We start from the raw sequence: 21965 nt of genomic DNA on the forward strand, positions 1-21965 counted from the left end.
TATGTCTGATAAAGCAGCCCAATTAAAAGCTTTTGAGCGTTTGTTAAATATCATGGATGAGTTGCGTGAGCAATGTCCTTGGGATAAGAAACAAACCATGGAGTCTTTACGTCATCTCACCATAGAAGAAGTGTACGAACTTGGTGATGCTATTCTCGATAAGGATTTAGAAGAGGTTAAAAAGGAATTGGGCGATGTTTTACTTCATATTGTGTTTTACTCTAAAATAGGAAGTGAAACTAACGATTTTGATATTGCAGATGTTTGTAACAGTATTTGTGATAAACTCATAGATCGTCATCCACATATTTATGGTGACGTTGTTGTAAAAGATGAAGCCGAAGTAAAACGTAATTGGGAACAGTTAAAGCTCAAAGAAGGCAAAAAAAGTGTTCTAGAAGGCGTGCCTAAAAGCTTGCCAGCTATGGTGAAAGCTAGCCGAATACAAGAAAAAGTTGCTGGTGTAGGTTTTGATTGGGAAGAACCAGAGCAGGTTTTTGCAAAAGTAGAGGAGGAGTTAGCAGAACTTAAAGTTGAAATCGCAAAAGGCGATCAAGATGCTATTGAAAGCGAGTTTGGAGATGTAATGTTTTCAATGATTAACTATGCACGTTTTCTTAATGTAAATCCTGAAAATGCCTTAGAGCGTACTAATAAAAAATTCATTAAACGCTTTCAATATCTTGAAGGCAAAGCCAAAGATTTAAATAAATCTCTAAAGGACATGACACTTTCAGAAATGGATGTGTTTTGGGAAGAGGCTAAGTTGCTTTAAATACCTGCAACGTCAGAAATCACATCAAAATTTTAATTAATACAAAGTTCTACAACGTGTTTCAGCATTAGAAACGAAGTTGAAGAACACTTTGGTTTTGGTAAGTTTTGTGCTTAAATCATAATTTTTTTTAAAAAATTTAAAATAGAAACATCCAAAAGTGGTTTTTGTGCGTAAATACCGTATATAAAAGCAAACTCGTTTTTATAATCTTAGTAGGAGATCTTAATTATTATTTTAAGCGGTTGTAATTAAGGTTAATTTAGTTTAGTTAGGGCAAAACCCATCTGTAGTAACAGATGGGTTTTGATATTTATAATATTTTCTATTTTCTTTTTGAAACAAAAAAAGTCCAGACATTTTTGTCTGGACTTTCCAACTATTAACCAACTTTAACTAACACTATTATAAAAATTAATTTATAATCATTACTTAAAAACTTATCTCATTACTATAGACGTAAAAAGGACCATTTTATTTCATGGATAAATACATTTAACGTGTATTTAACAAAAACCCGAAACGTAAGTTTCGGGTTTTCTTAATTTAATAATTAAACACTTTCACTAACCATCAACTAATAATGTTAACTATTAAATGTTTTTTAAAACATGCCTCCACCTTCTTTTACGTCATTGTCTCGTTGTTTACGAGATTTAGCTCTGTATTTTCCACCACCAAATCGGTACGATAAGCGTCCTGAAATTTGTTGACTTTCCCAATTAAATTGGCCTTGTTGTACGTATGGTCTTTGTCCATTAAATTCCGCATACATTGTATCAAAAATATCATTGTAACTCAGGCTAAAGCTAGCTCTGTTGTCTTCAAGAAAACTATAACGCATTCCTAAATTAACCATAAGCATATCGCTCATTTCAAATTGAATGTTTTTATTCTTTCCTCTATACATTCCAAAGGCAGAAAAACTTAAGCTTTTACTCACTTTAAAGTTATTAAATGCTCTTACATTCCAAGCCATATTATCAACTTCTACGGTGTTTAAAACAATGTCTCCATTATCAAATGATTCTGCTAAACTTTTTTGAGTTTGAGAGAACAAATCGAAACTTGCATTAATACTCCACCATTTAGTTGGTCGGTAATTAGATGATAATTCAATACCAAATGCTGAAGTATTATCAAAATTTAAATTGGTAAGAATTAGACGCTCCGGATCTGCTCTGTCAATTAAAATGGCTTGCTGAATTTCATCTTCAATAATTCTGTAGAAAACACCAGCTGTGATGCTACCTTTTTCGAGTTGTCTTGTATAGTTTACTTCAACAGAGTTGGTGAATTGAGGACGCAATTCCGGATTTCCAAATTGTGAAATCAAAGATGTATTCCACTCTGGTAACGGATTAACTTGTCCAATTCCTGGTCGGTCAATTCTTCTACTGTAACTAAATTGGTACGAATTTTTTTCAGAAGGCGAATAGGTTGCGAATACTGAAGGATATAGTTCAAAATAATCGTTCTTAAAAACAGAATTTAGTTCTTCATTAGAATCTAAATCTCTTTTAAAAGCATCAGAATCTACAGTAACCGTTTCTGCTCGTAAACCAACTTGGTAGCTCCATTTTTCTATAGTTCTACCATAGGTTGCATAAGCAGAGTAAATATCTCTAGCGTAATTAAAACTTGTGGTTGTAGGGATATATTCTTCTGCTTCATTTTGTTCTCTTGCATCAGATTTGTAAAATATATCTGTGTCAAATAAACGCGCTTCTAAGCCTAATTCTAATTTTGTAGATTCAGATAAAGGATTTACATAATCTAAATTTATGGTTGTACTTTTTCTGTCAGTATCAGTATCTTCTATAAAATTTGGACGCTGTGCACTGAAAAATATATTATTAGTGTCTCCTAAGCCGTCATATATATTATGGTCAACTTCTAACTCAATATTATGACCTTCCTCATTAAAATCGTGCTTGTAATTAAAGTTATATTGTTGTGAGTTGTTTTCGTTATTTGCATTTGCAAATTGCGTTTCATTGAGTGTTGGATTTGTAAGGTAGTTGATATACGAATTTGACATGGTCCAGCCATCAAATATATTCTGATTAGTAAAAACAGAAATTGTATTCTTATCATTCAAATAATAATCTAATCCGGCTTTAAACAAGTTAGATTTGTTATTATTTAATATATCAAAGTTCTGTTGAATTTCTTGCTCAATTCTATTTATATATCCATAATTGGCGTTTTTTGAGACACTATTACTGTATGATCCGTATAAATTAAATTTTCCATTTCTATAATTAGCATCAATAGAGCCATTAAATTTTGGTTCAATATCATAAGCTAAACCAACATTAATATTTCCATTAAAACCAATTTGTGTGTTTTTATGAAGTACAATATTTATAAAACCACTCATGCCTTCAGGATTGTATTTTGCTGAAGGATTAGTAATTAATTCAATACTTTTAATAGATGTTGAAGGAATTTGTTTTAGTAATTGTTCTGCAGGGATATTAGACAATTTTCCATCCACCATAACACGTACATTTTGGTTGCCACGTAAACTTATGGCTCCAGATTGTTGATCTACGCTAACCGAAGGTAAGTTATTCATAATCTCACTAGCATTTGCGCCAGCCGTTTGTAAATCTTTACCAATAGTAATCACTTTGCGATCTACTTTTTGTTGAATAGTAGAAACATCTGCAACAATAGTTACTTCATCTAAACCTGTTGCTTCCTCTTCTAATTTAATGTCTCCAATATCTACTTTATAGTTTCCTTTGCCAATGGTTATGCTTTTATCTAAAGTTTTGTAACCTACAAACTGAATGGAAACGAGAACATTGCCTTCTGGAATATTCTCAATTTTAAAGGTGCCGTCGTTATTGGTGATTCCACCAGTAATTATTTTATTTGCTGCATCTTTAATAATAATGTTTACATAAGGTAACGGTTCATTGAGCTCAGCATCAATAACACGGCCCGATACGGAACCGTTTTTAATATCTAAATTGGAGTTGGGTTGTGCGCTTATAATAGTTGATGAAACTAGTACAAGCATTAATAAGAAATGCTTCATTTTTGATTGATTTTTTGATTGATTTGATAGTATATTATATACTAGACGACTACTTTTACATTATGTTACCCTTTTTAAATCATCTTAACATCTTTTTAACATTATGAGTAAAAAAACACTAGTTATAGGAGCATCATTAAAACCAGAGCGTTATTCTAATATTGCGATTAAAAGATTAAGAAAGTACAAGCATGATGTTAGAGCTTTTGGGTTAAAAGCAGGTATGGTTGAAGATGTATCTATCGATACTGAGTTAATGCCATATAAGGACATTGATACAGTAACATTGTACTTAAATCCTATGCGTCAAAAACCATACTATGATTATATTATAGGTTTAAACCCTAAGCGTGTTATTTTTAACCCAGGAACAGAAAATTCAGAATTTTATAATCTGTTAAAGCAAAATAATATTGAGTTTGAAGTGGCTTGTACATTAGTTTTATTAGGTACAAATCAGTATTAAGCTTTCTTTTTTATAAGAAATAATCCTAAAAACATTAGTAAACCATTGTAGATTAATATTTCAAATCCTATTTCATGCCCATTAAATAATTCTTTTGAATATATGTTAATGAGGTAAGAAATAAGGGGAGCAGCAATGGCAACAACCCATACCAATTTATCTTTAATTTCGAATTTAGTGATTAGTCCAAAAGCAAATAATCCTAATAACGGTCCATACGTATAACCAGCAGCTTTGAATAGCTCCCAGATAACGGACACATCTTTAAAGATTAAATCAAATAATAAGATCACTAAAACGAGTACAATACTAAAGCCAATATGAACGCGTTTTCTCAGACCTTTTCTTTCGGTTTCAGGTTTGTTTTCAATATCTAAAATATCAAAACAGAAAGAAGTGGTTAAGGATGTTAAGGCAGAATCTGCACTAGAATACGCTGCTGCGATTAATCCTAGCAAAAAGAATGCAGAAGTAATAATTCCTATTTCAGGTAGCATAGCAATTGTTGGAAATAAATCGTCCTTTGAGGCTGTAATTCCATTTGCTGCTGCATATTGTGTTAGCATTAACCCAAGTACTAAGAATAGAATATTTACAAAAATCAAAACAATGCTAAAAGTGACCATGTTTTTCTGAGCATCTTTTAGATTACGACAAGTCAGATTTTTTTGCATCATGTCTTGGTCTAAGCCAGTCATTGTAATTGTGATAAAAATACCAGATAAGAAACTCTTCCAAAAATATTGAGAATCATTACTGTCTTCAAAAAAGAAAACTTTACTCAGGTTGCTTTCTTTGGTATATGTCACAATATCTCCAATACTGTTTAAATCTAAAGCAGAAGCTAAAAACGCAATCGTTACCACCACAGAAACCAACATGAATAAGGTTTGAAGCGTGTCTGTAAAAATGATGGTTTTTATACCTCCTTTAAATGTGTATAGCCAAATTAAGGCAATAGTAATAATTACGGTAATAGCGAATGGGATATCAAAAAGATCAAAAACTAAAAGTTGTAAAACCTTGGCAACTAAAAATAAGCGGAAAGCCGCACCGACAGTTCTAGAAATTAAAAATGCTACAGAACCAGTTTTGTAACTCACAACTCCAAAACGATCCTTTAAATAGGTGTAAATAGATGTGAGGTTCAATTTATAATACAGAGGTAGTAATACATATGCAATAATGAGGTAGCCAAAAAAGTAACCAAAAACGACTTGTAAATAACCAAATTGTTTGGCTTCTATTGCACCAGGAACAGAAATGAAAGTTACACCAGATAAAGAAGCTCCAATCATACCAAATGCTACTAAATACCAAGGTGCGGATTTATTTGCTTTAAAAAAAGCGTCATTAGAATCTTCCTTCCCTGTGAAATAAGAGATTAAAATGAGTAATCCGAAGTAACATGCAATTAATAATAGTATTGATGTTGGTGACATGGAGTATAAAGTTTTAGTAATAATTTTGAAAAGTAGTACATTTGAAAAAAAAGACTGCTTTAAAAATTAATTATTTATGAAAAAGATTATCTGCTTAACTACGTTTACGATGTTCGGATTGAGTCTCTTTGCTCAAGATTTTAAACAGCTTATTGCCGAAGGTACAAATACTGTAGAAGATATCGTAGAGGTGGCGGAGCGTCACTTTGATTCCGTAGGAAGAGAACGAGGTAGAGGGTATAAACCTTTTAGACGTTGGCAGTATTTTGCTGAACGCGCTATGGATGAAACAGGGAAATTAAAATCTCCTGAGTTTTATTATGATGAATTGGAAAATTTTAATGCAAGAATAAATAATGAAGGATTATTAGCGCGAACTGTTGTAGGTACATGGGAAGAAATGGGACCAACCTCTTGGAATGCGACTTCTGGTTATAATCCTGGTGTTGGTAGAATAACATCTATTGCAACTGAAAATGGAAACCAAAATCATATAATTGTTGGGAGTCAAACTGGAGGAGTTTGGAAGAGTTTAGATGGTGGAACTACTTGGACAGTACTAACTGATAATCTTGCTAATATGGATGTATACGCACTTGCTATAGATCCTCTAAATAGTTCAACTTATTTTTGGGGTTCTAGAAATGGTTCAATATTTAAATCTATTGATGGAGGATTTACATGGTCATTGCATAGTAGCTTACCAGGAGGTGGTCAAGTAAATAAAATTTTAATTGACCCAACAGATACTTCAAAAATATACTGTAGTGCAGATGGTGGAGGATTGTATAATTCAGCAGATGGTGGTTTAACATGGTCCACAATAAGCTCATCAACTGGTTATGATTTTGAATTTAAACCAGGAGACCCAAATACGATTTATGCTTCGGGTTCTTATTTTTATAAATCAACAGATGGAGGACAAACTTTTAGCATTCCTAGTGCTTTAAATACTTGGAATCAGGAATATATAACGGGTTCTAATTCTTGGATATTAGGTGATGCTAATAGCAATAGTTCAATAACACCAAAAACAGGTAATGCTATGGCAGTTTTTTATATTGGTGATTATTCTGGTCCAATCACAAGAATAGAATCTCCAGTTATAGATTTAGCAAGTGCTGTATCTCCTGAGCTTAAATTTTCCTTTACTCAAGTAAGTTGGGACTCTGATATTGATGCCTTAAAAGTTTTATATAAAACATCAGCTTCAGGAAACTGGATTGAATTAGCTAATTATACAAATGAGGTTACAAGTTGGTCTGATATTACAATTAGTTTACCTAATCCAACTTCAAATTATTATATAGCTTTTGAAGGAACAGCAAATTATGGAAGAGGTGTTACTTTAGATGACGTTTCGGTTGAGGCAACTAATCAAGGTATTATTTTTTCAGAAGGATTTGAAACTATTTCAAATGACTTCGCTACAGGACCTAAAATGATTGGAGTATCTGCGGATAATCCTTCAGTAGTTTATGTTTTAGAAGCTGAAAACTCTTTATTTGGAGGCATTCATAAATCAGCAGATAGTGGAGTTAGTTTTATAAAAATGGATCATGCCAATAAAAATTATTTTGGTTATGATTCTTTAGCAGAAGACGATAGAGGGCAGGCTCCAAGAGATATGGATATTGCTGTTAATCCAAATAATGTTGATGATGTCCATATTGCAGGTATCAATACGTGGAGGTCTACAAATGGAGGTTTAAGTTTTAATATTACCTCACAATGGACTCCCTATAATGCAAATCTTGAAAATGTAGGTTATTGTCATGCAGATATAGATATTTTGGAGTTTGTTGGCACAGGATCTAATGTGAAACTTTTAGTGGGATCCGATGGTGGAATTTACAGAGCAAATAATCCAACTACTGTAAATAGTGATTATTATACTGATTTAACTGCTGGTTTAGGAATCAGACAATTCTACAAAATTGGGGTAAGTCAAACAAATATCGTTGTTGTTACCGGAGGTTCTCAAGATAATGGTTCTTCCGTGCTTGGGTTAAATGGAAGTTGGACAGATTGGTGGGGCGCAGATGGTATGGAAGGTTTTGTAGATAAAAACAATTCACAAACTATTTATGGTACATCGCAATATGGTTCTTTTGTAAAGAGTTACAATGGTGGATCTAATATCTCTTATCTTACGCAACCAGATGATAAAGGCGGTGATTACAATTGGAATTGGGTGGTGCCTTTTGAGCAAGATCCGATCATTCAAAATGTAATTTATTGTGCCTTCGATGAGGTTTACAAATCTATTGATGGTGGTGATAACTGGACTTCAATTTCTTCAAACTTTGGGGCTGATATAGACCATTTTAAAGTAGCACCTACAGATAATAATAAAATGTATTTATCAATTAATGGTGAATTTTGGTACACTATTAATGGTGGAGCAAGTTGGGTGCAGTCTTCTCTCAGTTTAGGTGGAGGGAGAATTAATGAAATTGCTGTTCATCCTATGGATTCAGATAAAATTGCAATTGCAACAACAAATGGCCAAAAAGTATATGTAAGTTCAGATCATGGTTTAACTTGGACATCTATTCTTTGGGACTTACCAAATTTTTCTGCACAAGCTCTAGTTTGGCAAGACAATGGTAAAGATGGGCTTTATGTTGGGATGAATTACGGAATCTATTATACGGATAATGATTTAGGTGATACTTGGGCACCTTTTAATAATGGATTACCAAACGTTAGAATTAATGAACTTGAAATTAACGCAGTGGAAGGTAAATTGTATGCTGCAACTTATGGTAGGGGATTGTGGAGATCTAACCTTTATAATGAAACTTTAAGTATTAGTGATTTTGAATTTAATAATTTTTCTCTTTATCCAAATCCAGCAAGTAACGAAGTAAATTTAAAATGGAATAATAGTGAAGATGTCGCTGTAAGAATTTACAATACCCTTGGTAAACTTATGTTTTATAGTAAAAATGTGAATTTATCAAATGATTATAAAATTGATACTTCAGCATTTAAAACCGGAGTGTATTTTGTGAAATTAAATACATCTAAAGGAGAGATAATCAAAAAACTAATTTTAAAATAAAATCGTTTAGCGATAAAGAAGTCCAATTGCAAAGTACTTGCAATTGGACTTCTTTGTGTCTAAAAATCTGTACCTTCGCGCTCATGGAATTTTCATCAAAACTCTTAGAAAACGCAGTTAACGAAATGTCACAATTACCAGGAATTGGTAAGCGTACAGCGTTACGTTTGGTTTTACATTTATTAAGACAACCAGAAAGTCAAACATTTCAATTGGCAGATGCATTGTCTAAGGTAAGGCGAGAAATTAATTTCTGTAAATCGTGTCATAACATTAGCGATAGTGTTCTTTGTGAGATTTGCGAAAACCCTAATAGAAACAGCGAACTTATTTGTGTTGTTGAAGATATTAGAGATGTAATGGCTGTAGAGAATACAAGCTCTTTTAAAGGATTGTATCATGTGTTGGGCGGAAAGATATCTCCAATGGATGGTATTGGACCTCAAGATTTAAATATTTCGTCATTAGTAGAAAAAGTAAAAACAGGTCAAGTAAAAGAATTAATTTTTGCAATGAGTCCAACAATGGAAGGAGATACTACTAATTTTTATATTTTCAGACAAATACAAGAATATAACATCGCAACGTCTACTATTGCGCGAGGAGTTGCCGCCGGAAATGAATTAGAATATACCGACGAAATCACTTTAGGGCGCAGTATAATAGACCGTGTGCCTTTTGAAGCTTCTTTAAAATCATAGAATTTGAAATTATCTGTCATCATATTAAATTATAATGTGCGCTATTTTTTAGAATTATGTCTAAAAAGTGTTGAGGCAGCCATTGCTAATATTGATGCTGAAATTATTGTCATAGATAACAATTCTCCGGATGAAAGTTGCACCATGGTGAAACAACTATTTCCTTCAGTAAAGCTTATTGAAAATAAAGAGAATTCGGGGTTTTCTAAAGGAAACAACATAGGTGTAGCTCAAGCAAAGGGTGAATATTTGTGTATTCTTAATCCAGATACAGTGGTTGAAGAAGATACATTTACAAAACTCATAGATTTTACAGATACTAAAAATAATTTAGGGATTGTTGGTTGTCAACTTATTGATGGGAAAGGTAAATTTCTTCCAGAAAGTAAGCGAAATGTTCCAACTCCAAAAGTATCTTTAAAGAAAGTATTGGGTGATGCTAGTGATTACTATGCAAATCACATTCCAATAGAGAATACAGGTAAAGTTGATGTTTTAGTTGGAGCATTTATGTGGCTAAAAAGAGATGTTTACGAATCCGTTGGTGGTTTTGATGAAGCTTATTTTATGTATGGAGAAGATATCGATTTATCCTATAAAGTATTAAAAGCAGGTTATGATAATTACTATTTCGGAGAAACTACTGTTATTCATTTCAAAGGAGAAAGTACTTTAAAAGATATTAAATATGCCAAACGTTTCTATGGAGCAATGCAGATTTTTTATAAAAAGCACTTTAAGCAAAATTTGATTTTTAATGCTGTTGTTGGATTAGGTATAAAATTGGCTTATTTACTGCGTAAACCTCCTGAGGAAATAAAAACAAAGTCGGATAGATCTTACCTTTATATCAAAAATAGTCCGCCTGCTTTAGAGAAGCAATTGCCCATGCCAATTGAAATCAGTGAGGTTTTAAAGGATAAAATAAAAATAAATAGCATGTTGGTTTACGATTTTAATATGCTGAAAGTGAATACTGTAATTAAGGACATGAAACATAAATCAATACAAGAAAATATTGTTTTTAGATTTCTACCAAAAAGCAGTAAATTTATCATCGGAAGTGATAGTGCTACAAATAGAGGTGAAGTGCTACATTTCTAGGTTGTAATAATTGAATAAAAATCAACAAATCACATGTTTTTTTATTAATTTTGCAGCCGATTACAAAATAAAGACCTTCAAATTATATATATGGCAAAGTTCGAGCTTAAGTTACCTAAAATGGGAGAGAGTGTTGCAGAAGCAACTATAACCTCATGGCTTAAAGATGTTGGAGATACAATTGAAGCAGATGAAGCTGTTTTAGAAATTGCTACAGATAAAGTAGATAGTGAAGTTCCAAGTGAAGTAGATGGCGTTTTAGTTGAGAAGCTATTTAATGTTGATGATGTTGTACAAGTAGGGCAAACTATTGCGGTTATTGAAACCGAAGGAGGTAGCACTGTTGAAGTGAAAGCTGCAGCAGTAGAACCAGAAAAAGTTTCTGAACCAGTCGCTCCAAAAGTTGTTGCTGAAATTGCACAAACGGTTGTAGCTGCAAAAACATCGGTAGATCCAGTAGTTTCTACTGAAGATCGTTTTTATTCTCCATTAGTTAAAAATATAGCAAAACAAGAAGGCATTTCTCAAGCCGAATTAGATACTATTCCAGGATCAGGAAAAGACAATCGTGTTACTAAAAACGATATTAAAGCGTATTTAGATTCTCGTAGTTCTGCACCAAGTCCTGCTGCTCCAGCAATAGAAACTGCTGCAGCACCAAAGGTAGAGCCAGTTGCAACTAAGAAAGAAGAGGTTGTGCAGAATGTTACTCCAAGTGTTGAAAAGTCTAAGCAAGAGAAGTCAGTTGAAAAGCCTGCTGAGAAACCAATTGCAGTTTCTGGTGGTGACGAAGTTATTGAAATGACCAGAATGGGGAAACTCATTTCGAAATATATGGTAGATTCAGTACAAACTTCTGCACATGTGCAATCGTTTATTGAGGCTGATGTAACTAATATATGGAACTGGAGAAAGAAAGTTAAAGATGGTTTCATGAAGCGCGAAGGTGAAAACCTAACCTTCACTCCAATTTTTATGGAGGCTGTTACCAAAGCATTAAAAGATTTTCCGATGATGAATATTTCTGTTCAAGGAGATAAAATCATTAAAAAGAAAGCGATTAATGTTGGTATGGCTGCGGCATTACCAGATGGAAATTTAATTGTGCCAGTTATAAAAAATGCAGATCAACTGAATTTATTCGGAATGGCAAAACGTGTTAACGATTTGGCAAATAGAGCGCGTTTAGGAAAATTAGATCCAGATGATATACAAGGTGGTACGTATACCGTAACCAATGTTGGTACTTTTGGTAGCATTATGGGAACACCAATTATTAATCAACCTCAAGTAGGTATTTTAGCTTTAGGAGCTATTAGAAAGGTTCCTGCTGTTATTGAGGGACCAGAAGGAGATTATATTGGTATTCGTTTTAAAATGTACTTATCGCATTCTTATGATCATAGAGTGGTTAATGGTGCGCTTGGTGGTCAATTTGTAAAAGCCGTTAAAGATTATTTAGAGTCTTGGGATTCTAATCGAGAAATATAATTTGAGCTTAAGTAGTTAAGTTTTATTGCATACAATCCATAAAAAGCACAGTTTATATACTGTGCTTTTTTTTATGGACTAATGTTATCAATAAATTTATGTTATATCAATGTTTACTTGTGTTGCTTCTTCTCTTTTTTTTATGAATTATTTAGTTAAAATTTTTTAAATAAACCATTAGTTATGAACGTGAGTTCATTATCTTTGTGTAAAGCTTTAGAAATGCCACGTCCAAAAAAAAAGAGAAAAGTTAACTATCCTCCAAAAATGCTAGGATTTAAGCCATTTGGAATTCGGTTTCGTGATGCTGAGCATGTCATTATGCAATTTGAGGAATATGAAGCGCTAAAGTTGGTTGTTTATGATAATCTTTCTCAAGATGAGGCAGCGGAAAAAATGGAAGTTTCCAGACCAACACTTACTAGGATTTATAATAGTGCGTTAAAAAAAATAGGACAAGGTTTTGTGGAAGGTAAATCTATTCTAATCGAAGGAGGTGATTTTGAATTTGAAGAAGATTGGTATAAATGCAAAACATGTTTCAAACTAACTGCAGGTAAAGATAACGGTCCAAAATGTGATGATTGTCCACCTAGTAATACAGAAGATTTAGTGAATTTAAATGTATAAATTATGTCAAATTTAAACCATAAAGGCCCCGAGAATTTAGGACCAAGAACAGGGAAGCAATCAGGAAATTGTAAAAACAAAACATCAGATGCGATTTTGCATGAAGGCAACAGGCATTGTGGAAAAGGAAGACGAAGAAAATTAAATTGTAATAACGAAAATCACTTAGAACATGAAAAAAATTGCTGTTCCCATAACAACTGATAACATAATTGTAGACCATTTTGGTCAATCTAAACTATATGAAATTTATATTTTTTCGGAAAATAAGGAAATTTTAGATGTACAATTACTAGAATCTAATCAAGGTTCTGGTTGCAAATCTAATATTGCTAATGTGTTAGCAGAAGCTGGAGTAACAGCATTGTTATCTGGTCATATGGGTAATAAGGCAAAACATAGATTTAATACTGCAGGAATTAATGTAATACGAGGCTGTAAAGGTGATTCTGCAGACACTGTTTTAAGCTTTATGGGAAATGAAATTGTAGATAAAGATTATGCGTGTTTAAAACATAAGCCTAAACATCGAAACAGTCAAAATCATATTTGTAACCATTAATTTAAATTTTCAACGACTCAAATTAAGCTTGATTATAATTGGGTTGCGGATAAACTTATAAAATTAAAACTATGATAACTGATCTTTTTCAATTTAGGCCAGCATATGGTGATGTTGATCAAATGGGATATGTGTATCACGCTAATTATCTTAAATATTGTCACCAAGCTCGCAATGAATTATTACGGAAGTTAGATTTAGATGAGGCAATACTCGAAAAGAATAATATTATTCTTCCTGTAATTTCTTTCAATATTAATTATAAAAAACCTGCTTACTTTGATGAGGTTATCACAATAAAAACAACAATTAAAGAGATGCCAAAGATTCGTTTTAATTTTGAGTTTGAAATTAGAAATGAACAGAACATATTTTTAAGTAAAGCCAAATCCACAATTGTATTTGCTAATAGTCAATCGCGATTACCTAAGAATATACCAGGTTTTATAGAACAGATTCTCAAACCTAAATTTAAAACTAATATGGTATGAAAATAACTATCCTTACTGAAAATTGTGCTGGATCAAAACACAACGATTTTCAGACTTAACAGACTATAGAATTTCTATTAAAAAAAGAAATAAATAATATCCATCCATCGCATTGTATACAATTACCTGCACTTGTGGCATTTTATGAAAATTTTAAAATAAAGGAATTAAAAACCGGAATGGTTCTTAAGTTTTTAAAATAAACTTATTTTTATATCATCTTAAAAATAGGTGAGCATTAATTTATTAAGAATTAAATAGTTAATAAATTTTATCATTAAAAATCGTTTTAACGAACGTTTTAAATAAAGGCATTTATGACAAATAATATAATTATAGAAAATCAATATAAAAGAACAAGTCTATTTGAAAAAGATAATGTGAATTATCTGGTTCATGTTTTAAAACGATTTAATACTGTTCCTAAATTAAATAACATTAATATAATTACCTCTACTACTGAGCCAGATGTATTTAAAATTGTACCAAACAAATCCATCATAATAGGAGCTTTATATTTGAAAAATCCGGTTTTAGCTCTGGTTTATTTGAGGTATGGTATTGAGTGGCAACTTTGGTATAAGGCTTTAAGTAATAAAAAAAAGGATATTGCTTTATGTGATATTGCAGCATTTGAAGTTACTCGAATATTTTATAAATTATTACCTAAAGAGGACAAAGAGAAGTTAGAATCTGTTAATAAAATTTTAATTGATTTAATTAAAAAAGATAAAGATTTAAGCGCAGAAGCCTTATTAGGTTTTAAAGAACTACAAGATTTTCATGGTTTAAAAAACACCAACAAAGAATTTAAAGAGGAGTGGAAACCTATTGTAGAAAATTTAGCAAAACCAACTGAGTATTTGTTAATGGATGGAGGTGATTTAAGATTAAATATAGACGAAGTTGCACTGTTAAATAAATATGGTTGCAGACCATTTCCTAGGCCAGATGCTTTTACTTTCGCTTCGTCAACCGCGACAAGTGTTTCTAATTATGCCTTTGATAAAACAGATAAAGTTAGAAGTATTTTAATTAAAAATAGTTTAAAGAATGGTTTTCAATCTACAACCAATGCCTTTTCTGAATCTTTAAAAAATAACTTAAAAAACATATTTAATTTAAAAGAAGAGAGTGAAATAATTTTTTCTCCATCGGGTACTGATGCATCACTTCAAATTGCAGGTATTACTCAAATTATTACAGATAAAGATATTGCTCATATTTTAGTAGCGTCCGATGAAACAGGGAGTGGTGTGGCTGCCGCATTAAAAGGTTGTCATTTTGAAAACACTACAGCGCTCAATTATCCAATTAAAAAAGGAGATAGAATTGAAGGGTTTAGAGATGTTGAATTGATTAAAGTGCCTTTAAGAGATGAAAAAGGTGAGTTAAAATCGGCATCTCAATTAGATTTAGAAGTATTTAATGCTATTTTAAAAACTAATGAATCTGGTAAACAGATTGTTCTTCATGTTATGGATCATTCTAAATTAGGTTATCAATCACCTAGTAAGGGCATGATGCAAAAAATAAATAATCTTAATGATATCTCAATACAAGTTGTTATTGATGCAGCTCAGTTTAGGTTAGACCCTCAAGATATACAAGATAGTTTAAATAGAGGGCATATTGTAAGTATTACAGGGAGTAAATATTTTACTGGACCTCCATATTCTGGTGCATTGATTTTTCCAGAAACTATTAGCAATCAAATTTTTGATATAAAAACCACTTTACCTAAAGGATTAAATAATTATTATAATCACTCAGATTGGCCAACAACATGGTCTTGTTCAAAAGATTTATCAGACGGATATAATTATGGCTCTTACATGCGTTGGAATGCAGCTATAGTTGAAATGGATAGATACTTTAAAACACCAATTCTTTATAGAAATATGGGCATTGAAATGTTCTGTAATTTTGTTGAAGATTCTGTGAAAGATGCTACTTTTTTAGAACCATTATATGGTAATGAAATAAAGGCGAATAGCTCTAATAGTAAAGGGTTTGGATTGAGGAATATCCGTACCATTTTTCCATTCTTCATTGTTAATAACGGTAACGTATTATCAGTAGATCAAGTTAAAAAACTCTACGTATTATTAAATTCTGATATATCTGAACATTTTCAAGGTTCGCCATTAGAAATAATTAGACTAGCAGGACAAAAGTGTCATATTGGTCAAGCCGTTAATGTAAAATATGGTAATGATATTCAGAGTGCTATTCTAAGAATTAGTTTAGGAGCAAGGATTATTTCTGAAAGTTGGGTTAATAGAGATATAAGCCTCTTTTTTAGAAATATAGAAATGCAGATGAGTCAGATCACAGTGATTATAAAGAAAATTGAATTAATTCTTAATAACCCAGAGTTATTAGATTAAATAAGCGGTTAATAAAATCACTACTATTTAATACGAGTTTATTGGTCAATTACTACCTCTAAAGTTCTATCAAACTGCTTGATTAAAAGTATGTAATAGTGACAAATTATATTTTATGTAACTCCACCTTGCTAAACCTATCTGTTTATTCAATATAGTAACGACACAAATTCTTTGAAGGCCTTTGTTTTGTTGTATTATAAATACAATAGTACTATGATTTATTAATCGTGTTTATGCGCAGAAACAAGATTTGAAGCAAGTGTCTTTATAAATTCGTTAACTTTATAAGGTTTTACAATAGAGTCATTGAATTGTGCAGTTTTAAAACGATCATCTTGTTCGTCTTGTGTAACTGCTGTTAATGCAATAACGATGACAGGTTTTTGGAGTTCACGGATTTTTTTAGTGGCTTCTATTCCATCCATTATAGGCATGTGAACATCCATTAACACCAGATCATAATCAGTTAGCATAATTTTATCTATACCTTCTTGTCCATTAGTGGCAATTTCTACTAAAATATCATGACTTTCTAGTGTCTTTTTAGTTACCATGAGATTGATTCTATTGTCATCTACCACTAATATTTTTTTTCCGCGAAGCATGTCAATTGAAACCTTGTCTTGAATATCTTCGTTTGCATGTTTCTTTTTTGTAGTTCCAAATGTTATTTCGAAAAAGAAATTTGAGCCTTCACCAATAGCGCTTTCTAGTTGTATGTTAGACTTCATGTCTAAAAGTAATTTTTGCACAATAGTTAGCCCTAAACCAGAACCTTGAAAATCGCCTTGATGTTTAAGTTGTCCAAATTCTTCAAAGATTTTTTGTTGGTCATCCAAAGGAATTCCTAGGCCGTTGTCTTTAACTTCAAACTTAAGCTTTAATTCATTTTCGTTTAATTCTAATAAACCAACAATAAGTTCTACTTTGCCATTATGTGTAAACTTTAATGCATTGCCCAATAAGTTGATAAGCACTTGAGACATTTTGGTTTGATCTCCTTTTACCCAATTAGGAATTTTAGGATTTAGAGTAATAATGAGCTCATTATTAGTTTGCCTTGTTAAGTATTCTAATGATTCTTTAATATTATTTAGAAAATCTTTAAGATGAAAAGTTTTTGATTCAAATTTTATTTTTTCATGAGAATCCATCTTATTTAAGGTCAGTACATCGTTTACAAGATTTAGTAAATAATCTGCTGAAAACTTTAGCGACTGCAATTCCGTTTTGTGAGATTTAAGATTGCTGTCATTATTAAGTACAGTGCTTAAGCCGATAATTCCGTATAAAGGTGTACGCAGCTCGTGGCTCATTGTGGATAAAAAGCGAGACTTAGCTTCGGCTAATTTTTCAGACTCTAGTTTCGCTTCCAAATATTCTTTATTCTTAATCTTTAACTCTGTATTAAGTCTTCTTCTATTTTTAATGACTTTAAGAAGGTAAAATAATAAGCCTAAGAGTAAAAGAGAAACTAAAATACTAATGATTAAGATGTTTTTTTGTGACTCAGCTCTCTCTAGAATAATTTTATTTCTGAGTTCTTCATTTTTTAATTCTTCTTTGATTTTAGCATTTTTAAGAGAGATAGTGAGGTTGTCTGCAGATTTTTTAATTTCTTCCTTACTCTGTTCTAATGAAAGACTATCTTTTATTTTACCAATATCATAAGCTTTTTTGTAATTACCTTTAAGAGCAAGACATTCAATATAGCCATTATAGGCCTTCTTTAAAACATCGAGATTATTAGTTTCTTTAGCTAAAAAAATAGCTTGTTTGTATAGATTTATAGCTAAATCATAATCCTTAGTTTTGTATGCATAATGGGCTTTAAATAAGTTGAGACCAGCGAGCCCAATCTTAAAGTCCTTTGGCACATGCAGCTCAGCAGTATCTAGATATGGCTTTCCTTTTTCATGGTCATTATAGTGCTCAAAATATATTTGAGCTATGTTATGATTTAGGAAAAATAGAGCAAGGTCATTACTGCTTTTTTTAGCAAGTGGGATTGCTTTTTTATAAGAATTTATGGCTTTGTCTGGTTCTCCGAAGGTATAATAAATATTGCCTATATCTATAAGAGAACCCACTAAGGAGGTATTGTCGTTTAATTTTTTTGCTAATTGAATGTTTTTTCTAGCATACTCAAGTGATTTTAGAGAGTCATTTAAGTTGAGGTAAGAATTTGCCAAGAAACTACGAATTCCACTAACCTCATGATTTAACTTATTTAGCTCTGCTATTTTGAGTATATCATTAGCTTTAATAATAACCGAACTATAATCTTCCTTATAGTAATCAGCTATCATTAAATTTTTAATTGAATCAATATGTGTTGTAATTTTCTCTTCAGGTGTTTTTGGTAGAGTATCTAGTGTATTATCACTTTTTTGCGCATATATGTTGCTTTGAAATAAAAATAATGTTAGAGGAAGTAATAAAAATCGCATTCGAGTTAGGTAAAGTGCTTAAATATCGGTTAAAATGTTTAAATGATGAAATTTTTTTTAATTACTTAATTATTATCATCGTTTTGGCTAATGTATATAATTTTAGTTGATCCATTTACCTTTAATAGCAATGCAATTATTAATTAGTATAATTAATTAAGGACACGGTTGCTTTTTTTTTACCTATTAGGTCTTTCTTAAAGAATCTAAGTACCTTTGTAAAAAATTAATTACACATGCAACTCAACCTAACAAAACCCATCTGTTTTTTCGATTTAGAAACTACAGGTATCAATATATCAAAAGATAGAATCGTAGAAATTTCAATCTTAAAAGTCTATCCAGATGGAAAGGAAGTGGCTAAAACTTGGGTTGTAAATCCTGAAATGCCAATTCCTGCTGAGGTTACTGCAATTCATGGAATCTCAGATGCAGATGTTGTAGGCAAACCAACGTTTAAAGAGCTATCTAAAGAAATCTATAACTTAATTAAGGATTCTGATTTAGGAGGATTTAATTCTAATCGTTTCGATATTCCCCTATTAGCAGAAGAAATGCTGAGAGCAGAAGTAGATTTTGATATGAAAAATACACAATCTGTAGATGTACAAACCATTTTTCATAAAATGGAGCAACGAACTTTAGTGGCAGCTTATAAGTTTTATTGCGATAAGAGTTTAGAAGATGCGCACAGTGCAGAAGCAGATACTAAAGCAACTTACGAGGTTTTAAAGGCGCAATTAGATCGCTACGAAGATTTAGAAAACGACACTAAGTTTTTGGCAGAATTCAGCTCACGAAAAAAGTTTGCTGATTTTGCAGGTTTTTTAATATTCAATAAAGAAGGTGAAGAATGTTTTTCTTTCGGAAAGCATAAAGGAAAACGTGTCTTAGATGTTTTAGACAAAGAACCAGGTTATTTTGGTTGGCTGTTAAATGCTGACTTTCCACTTTACACCAAGAAAGTATTAACAGCTATTAAACTTCGTCAATTTAATAACAAATTAAGCTAATACCTAATAGCTAAAGAATGAAATTAGTTTGCATAGGTCGTAATTACACAGACCACATTAAAGAATTAGAAAACGAAAAACCAACAGATCCTGTCATCTTTTTAAAACCCGACACGTCTATTCTGTTAAAGAAACAACCGTTTTTTATTCCTGATTTTTCTGATGAGGTACATCATGAAGTTGAAGTTTTAGTGAAAATCAATAAAGTAGGGAAGTATATTGATAAGAAATTTGCGCATAAATATTATGATCAAATAGGGCTTGGTATAGATTTTACTGCGAGAGACCTTCAGGCGCAATTAAAAGCCAAAGGATTGCCATGGGAAAAGGCAAAAGCTTTTGATGGAGCAGCTGTAGTGGGTAAATGGTTACCAAAGACTAAATTTCAGAATATAGACAAGATTAATTTCAGTTTAAAAAAGAATGATGATGTCGTTCAAAAAGGAAATACTGAACTTATGCTATGGAAAATAGACGAAATCATAGAATATGTGTCAAAATATTTCACTTTAAAAATTGGAGATATTATCTTTACAGGCACACCAGCAGGAGTTGGTAAGGTATTTGCAGAAGATCGATTAATAGGATATCTTGAAGACGAGGAAATGTTTTCAATAAAAATTAAATAAATGTCACAACATTATAAATTAGATAGAGTACGAGAAATGGCTGATGGAGACGAAGATTTCGTCGCAGCTTTGGCAGCCGCTTTCTTAGAAGAAGTACCAGAAGATGCTGAGCGATTAAGAACAGCAGTACCAGCAAAAGATTATAAAGAAGTATATCAAGCGGCTCACAAAATGAAGCCCACCATAGATTTGTTTGAACTTGGTGTTTTAGATACCTTAATAGAAGTACAAGATTGGGGAAAGTTTGAGCAAACAGACAAAAATGTTGATGAACAACTTATTGTGGTATTAACAGCTGTAGATAATGCTGTTAATGAAATTAAATCCGATTTCGGACTATAAATGCAAGCCGAAATAATCACCATTGGAGATGAGATTCTTATTGGCCAGATTGTAGATACCAATTCTGCCTTTATAGGAAAGGAATTCAATAAATACGGAATTTCAATTTATCAGATTACATCTATTCAAGATGAAAAATCTCATATTCTTCAAGCTTTAAAAGAAGCTGAAGCTAATGCAGATATCATAATCATAACTGGTGGTTTAGGACCAACCAAAGATGATATTACCAAACATACTATTTGCGAATACTTTAATGATACATTAGTTGAAGACAAAGCTGTTTTAACTCATGTAGAGCACATATTTTCTAAATTTAGTTCAGCGCCACTTTTAGAGGTTAATAAACAGCAAGCATTAGTGCCTTCTAAATCTGCGGTGTTAATGAACCATAACGGAACCGCTCCAGGCATGTGGTTAGAGAAAAATGGAAAAGTTTTTGTGTCACTTCCAGGAGTGCCATATGAGATGAAAGCATTAATTACAGACCAAGTCCTACCAAAATTAAGAGCACAATTTAAGTTTCCTTATATAGTTCACAAAACCATCCTTACTTATGGTCTTGGTGAAAGTGCATTGGCTGAGCGCATAGAAGCATGGGAAGATAATCTACCTCAATTTATTAAATTAGCTTATTTACCAAGTTTAGGCCGTGTTCGTCTACGTTTATCTGGGAAATTTTTTGACAAAAAGGAATTGGAAGACGAAATACAGAATCAAGTTAATTTATTATTACCGCAAATTAATGATGTTTTCGTAGGTTTCGAAGAGGATGAATCTATTGAGGCTGTCATCGGAAAGCAATTAACTGAATTAGGGAAAACATTAGCTATTGCAGAAAGTTGTACAGGTGGTCGTATCGCAGAATCATTTACGGCAAATGCAGGAGCTTCTGCTTATTTTATAGGAAGTGTTGTTACATATGCTACAGCATCTAAGGTAAAAGTTTTAGGCATTTCAGAAAATATCATTAATAAGCATTCTGTGGTGAGTAAAGAAGTGGCGGAAGCAATGGCAAAGAATGTAAGAACATTATTTGATAGTGATTACGCCATAAGTACAACAGGTAATGCTGGTCCCTCGAAAGGAGATTCAGATGCAGAGGTCGGAACGGTTTGGATTGCTATTGCAACAAAAGACCACGTGTATTCTGAAGTTTTTAACTTTGGAGACCATCGTGAAAAAGTAATTCGAAGGGCTACAAATAAAGCTTTTGAAATGCTTCAAAAACTTTTTTTGAAAAAGTAGAGTTTAATGTTTGTTGAAACATAATATTTTATTAAATTTGCACCCTGTTTAAAATATCCATGTTCGGATTTTAGATTCTTAATGCAAATGTTTATAAAGATTTGCTTTAAAA

Annotated in this window: 18 protein-coding genes; 15 read left to right on the forward strand and 3 right to left on the reverse strand. The window is 32.0% G+C overall.

The genetic code is table 11. The features are described from left to right. Position 1 precedes the first annotated feature (1 nt). The gene (gene mazG, locus DFQ10_RS10745; RefSeq protein WP_115817418.1) at positions 2–775 is read left to right on the forward strand and encodes a nucleoside triphosphate pyrophosphohydrolase; all 774 of its coding nucleotides are present in this window, start codon (positions 2–4) and stop codon (positions 773–775) included. Between the two features lie 604 nt (positions 776–1379). Here mazG and DFQ10_RS10750 read toward each other — a convergent pair. Further along, positions 1380–3824 (reverse strand): outer membrane beta-barrel family protein, encoded by a 2445-nt coding sequence (locus DFQ10_RS10750; RefSeq protein WP_115817419.1) that lies wholly within the window; start codon positions 3822–3824, stop codon positions 1380–1382. A gap of 103 nt (positions 3825–3927) precedes the next feature. Here DFQ10_RS10750 and DFQ10_RS10755 point away from each other — a divergent pair, with 103 nt between their 5' ends. Next, positions 3928–4290 (forward strand): CoA-binding protein, encoded by a 363-nt coding sequence (locus DFQ10_RS10755; protein WP_115817420.1) that lies wholly within the window; start codon positions 3928–3930, stop codon positions 4288–4290. On the opposite strand, the gene DFQ10_RS10760 is transcribed toward DFQ10_RS10755, so the two are convergent. Then, entirely contained in the window at positions 4287–5732 is a 1446-nt protein-coding gene (locus DFQ10_RS10760; protein ID WP_115817421.1) for a sodium:solute symporter, read from the reverse strand. The genes DFQ10_RS10755 and DFQ10_RS10760 overlap by 4 nt on opposite strands. Before the next feature lie 76 nt (positions 5733–5808). Between DFQ10_RS10760 and DFQ10_RS10765 the strand changes: the two genes are divergently transcribed. The 9 genes from DFQ10_RS10765 to DFQ10_RS10800 all read left to right on the forward strand — a co-directional run bounded on the left by DFQ10_RS10765 (position 5809) and on the right by DFQ10_RS10800 (position 16168). Continuing rightward, positions 5809–8799 carry a T9SS type A sorting domain-containing protein gene (locus tag DFQ10_RS10765; RefSeq protein ID WP_115817422.1) on the forward strand — a complete coding sequence of 997 codons (2991 nt, stop codon included), beginning with the start codon at positions 5809–5811 and terminating at the stop codon, positions 8797–8799. 83 nt (positions 8800–8882) lie between these two features. Beyond that, positions 8883–9500, forward strand: coding sequence for a recombination mediator RecR (recR, locus tag DFQ10_RS10770; protein WP_115817423.1), 618 nt, complete (start codon positions 8883–8885; stop codon positions 9498–9500). 3 nt (positions 9501–9503) lie between these two features. After that, a complete protein-coding gene (locus DFQ10_RS10775; protein WP_115817424.1) occupies positions 9504–10604 on the forward strand; it encodes a glycosyltransferase family 2 protein in 1101 nt (366 codons plus the stop codon). 90 nt (positions 10605–10694) lie between these two features. Then, positions 10695–12095: a dihydrolipoamide acetyltransferase family protein gene (locus tag DFQ10_RS10780; protein WP_115817425.1), complete on the forward strand. Its 1401-nt coding sequence runs from the start codon at positions 10695–10697 to the stop codon at positions 12093–12095. A 183-nt stretch (positions 12096–12278) separates the two neighbouring features. Beyond that, on the forward strand, positions 12279–12725 hold the full coding sequence (locus DFQ10_RS10785; protein WP_220352460.1) for a DUF134 domain-containing protein: 447 nt from the start codon (positions 12279–12281) through the stop codon (positions 12723–12725). 3 nt (positions 12726–12728) lie between these two features. Further along, positions 12729–12929, forward strand: coding sequence for a DUF5320 family protein (locus DFQ10_RS18455; RefSeq protein WP_147299207.1), 201 nt, complete (start codon positions 12729–12731; stop codon positions 12927–12929). Beyond that, entirely contained in the window at positions 12898–13287 is a 390-nt protein-coding gene (locus DFQ10_RS10790; protein ID WP_115817426.1) for a NifB/NifX family molybdenum-iron cluster-binding protein, read from the forward strand. Before DFQ10_RS18455 ends, DFQ10_RS10790 begins: the two co-directional genes overlap by 32 nt. Before the next feature lie 71 nt (positions 13288–13358). Then, on the forward strand, positions 13359–13778 hold the full coding sequence (locus DFQ10_RS10795; RefSeq protein WP_115817427.1) for an acyl-CoA thioesterase: 420 nt from the start codon (positions 13359–13361) through the stop codon (positions 13776–13778). A gap of 317 nt (positions 13779–14095) precedes the next feature. Then, complete coding sequence (locus tag DFQ10_RS10800) at positions 14096–16168, forward strand: hypothetical protein (protein ID WP_115817428.1); 2073 nt, start codon at positions 14096–14098, stop codon at positions 16166–16168. A 224-nt stretch (positions 16169–16392) separates the two neighbouring features. Here the strand turns inward: DFQ10_RS10800 and DFQ10_RS10805 are convergent, their stop codons facing one another. Further along, positions 16393–18621, reverse strand: coding sequence for a tetratricopeptide repeat-containing hybrid sensor histidine kinase/response regulator (locus DFQ10_RS10805; protein WP_115817429.1), 2229 nt, complete (start codon positions 18619–18621; stop codon positions 16393–16395). A 236-nt stretch (positions 18622–18857) separates the two neighbouring features. Between DFQ10_RS10805 and DFQ10_RS10810 the strand changes: the two genes are divergently transcribed. The 4 genes from DFQ10_RS10810 to DFQ10_RS10825 are packed head-to-tail and all read left to right on the forward strand — an operon-like array spanning position 18858 to position 21853. Continuing rightward, entirely contained in the window at positions 18858–19634 is a 777-nt protein-coding gene (locus tag DFQ10_RS10810; protein WP_115817430.1) for a 3'-5' exonuclease, read from the forward strand. Positions 19635–19651: 17 nt separating this feature from the next. Continuing rightward, a complete protein-coding gene (locus tag DFQ10_RS10815; protein WP_115817431.1) occupies positions 19652–20263 on the forward strand; it encodes a fumarylacetoacetate hydrolase family protein in 612 nt (203 codons plus the stop codon). Further along, positions 20264–20605 carry an Hpt domain-containing protein gene (locus tag DFQ10_RS10820; RefSeq protein ID WP_115817432.1) on the forward strand — a complete coding sequence of 114 codons (342 nt, stop codon included), beginning with the start codon at positions 20264–20266 and terminating at the stop codon, positions 20603–20605. Beyond that, positions 20606–21853 (forward strand): competence/damage-inducible protein A, encoded by a 1248-nt coding sequence (locus DFQ10_RS10825; protein WP_115817433.1) that lies wholly within the window; start codon positions 20606–20608, stop codon positions 21851–21853. Positions 21854–21965 lie beyond the last annotated feature (112 nt).

It is taken from the genome of Winogradskyella eximia, assembly GCF_003386165.1.
In the GTDB taxonomy this organism is placed as follows: domain Bacteria; phylum Bacteroidota; class Bacteroidia; order Flavobacteriales; family Flavobacteriaceae; genus Winogradskyella; species Winogradskyella eximia.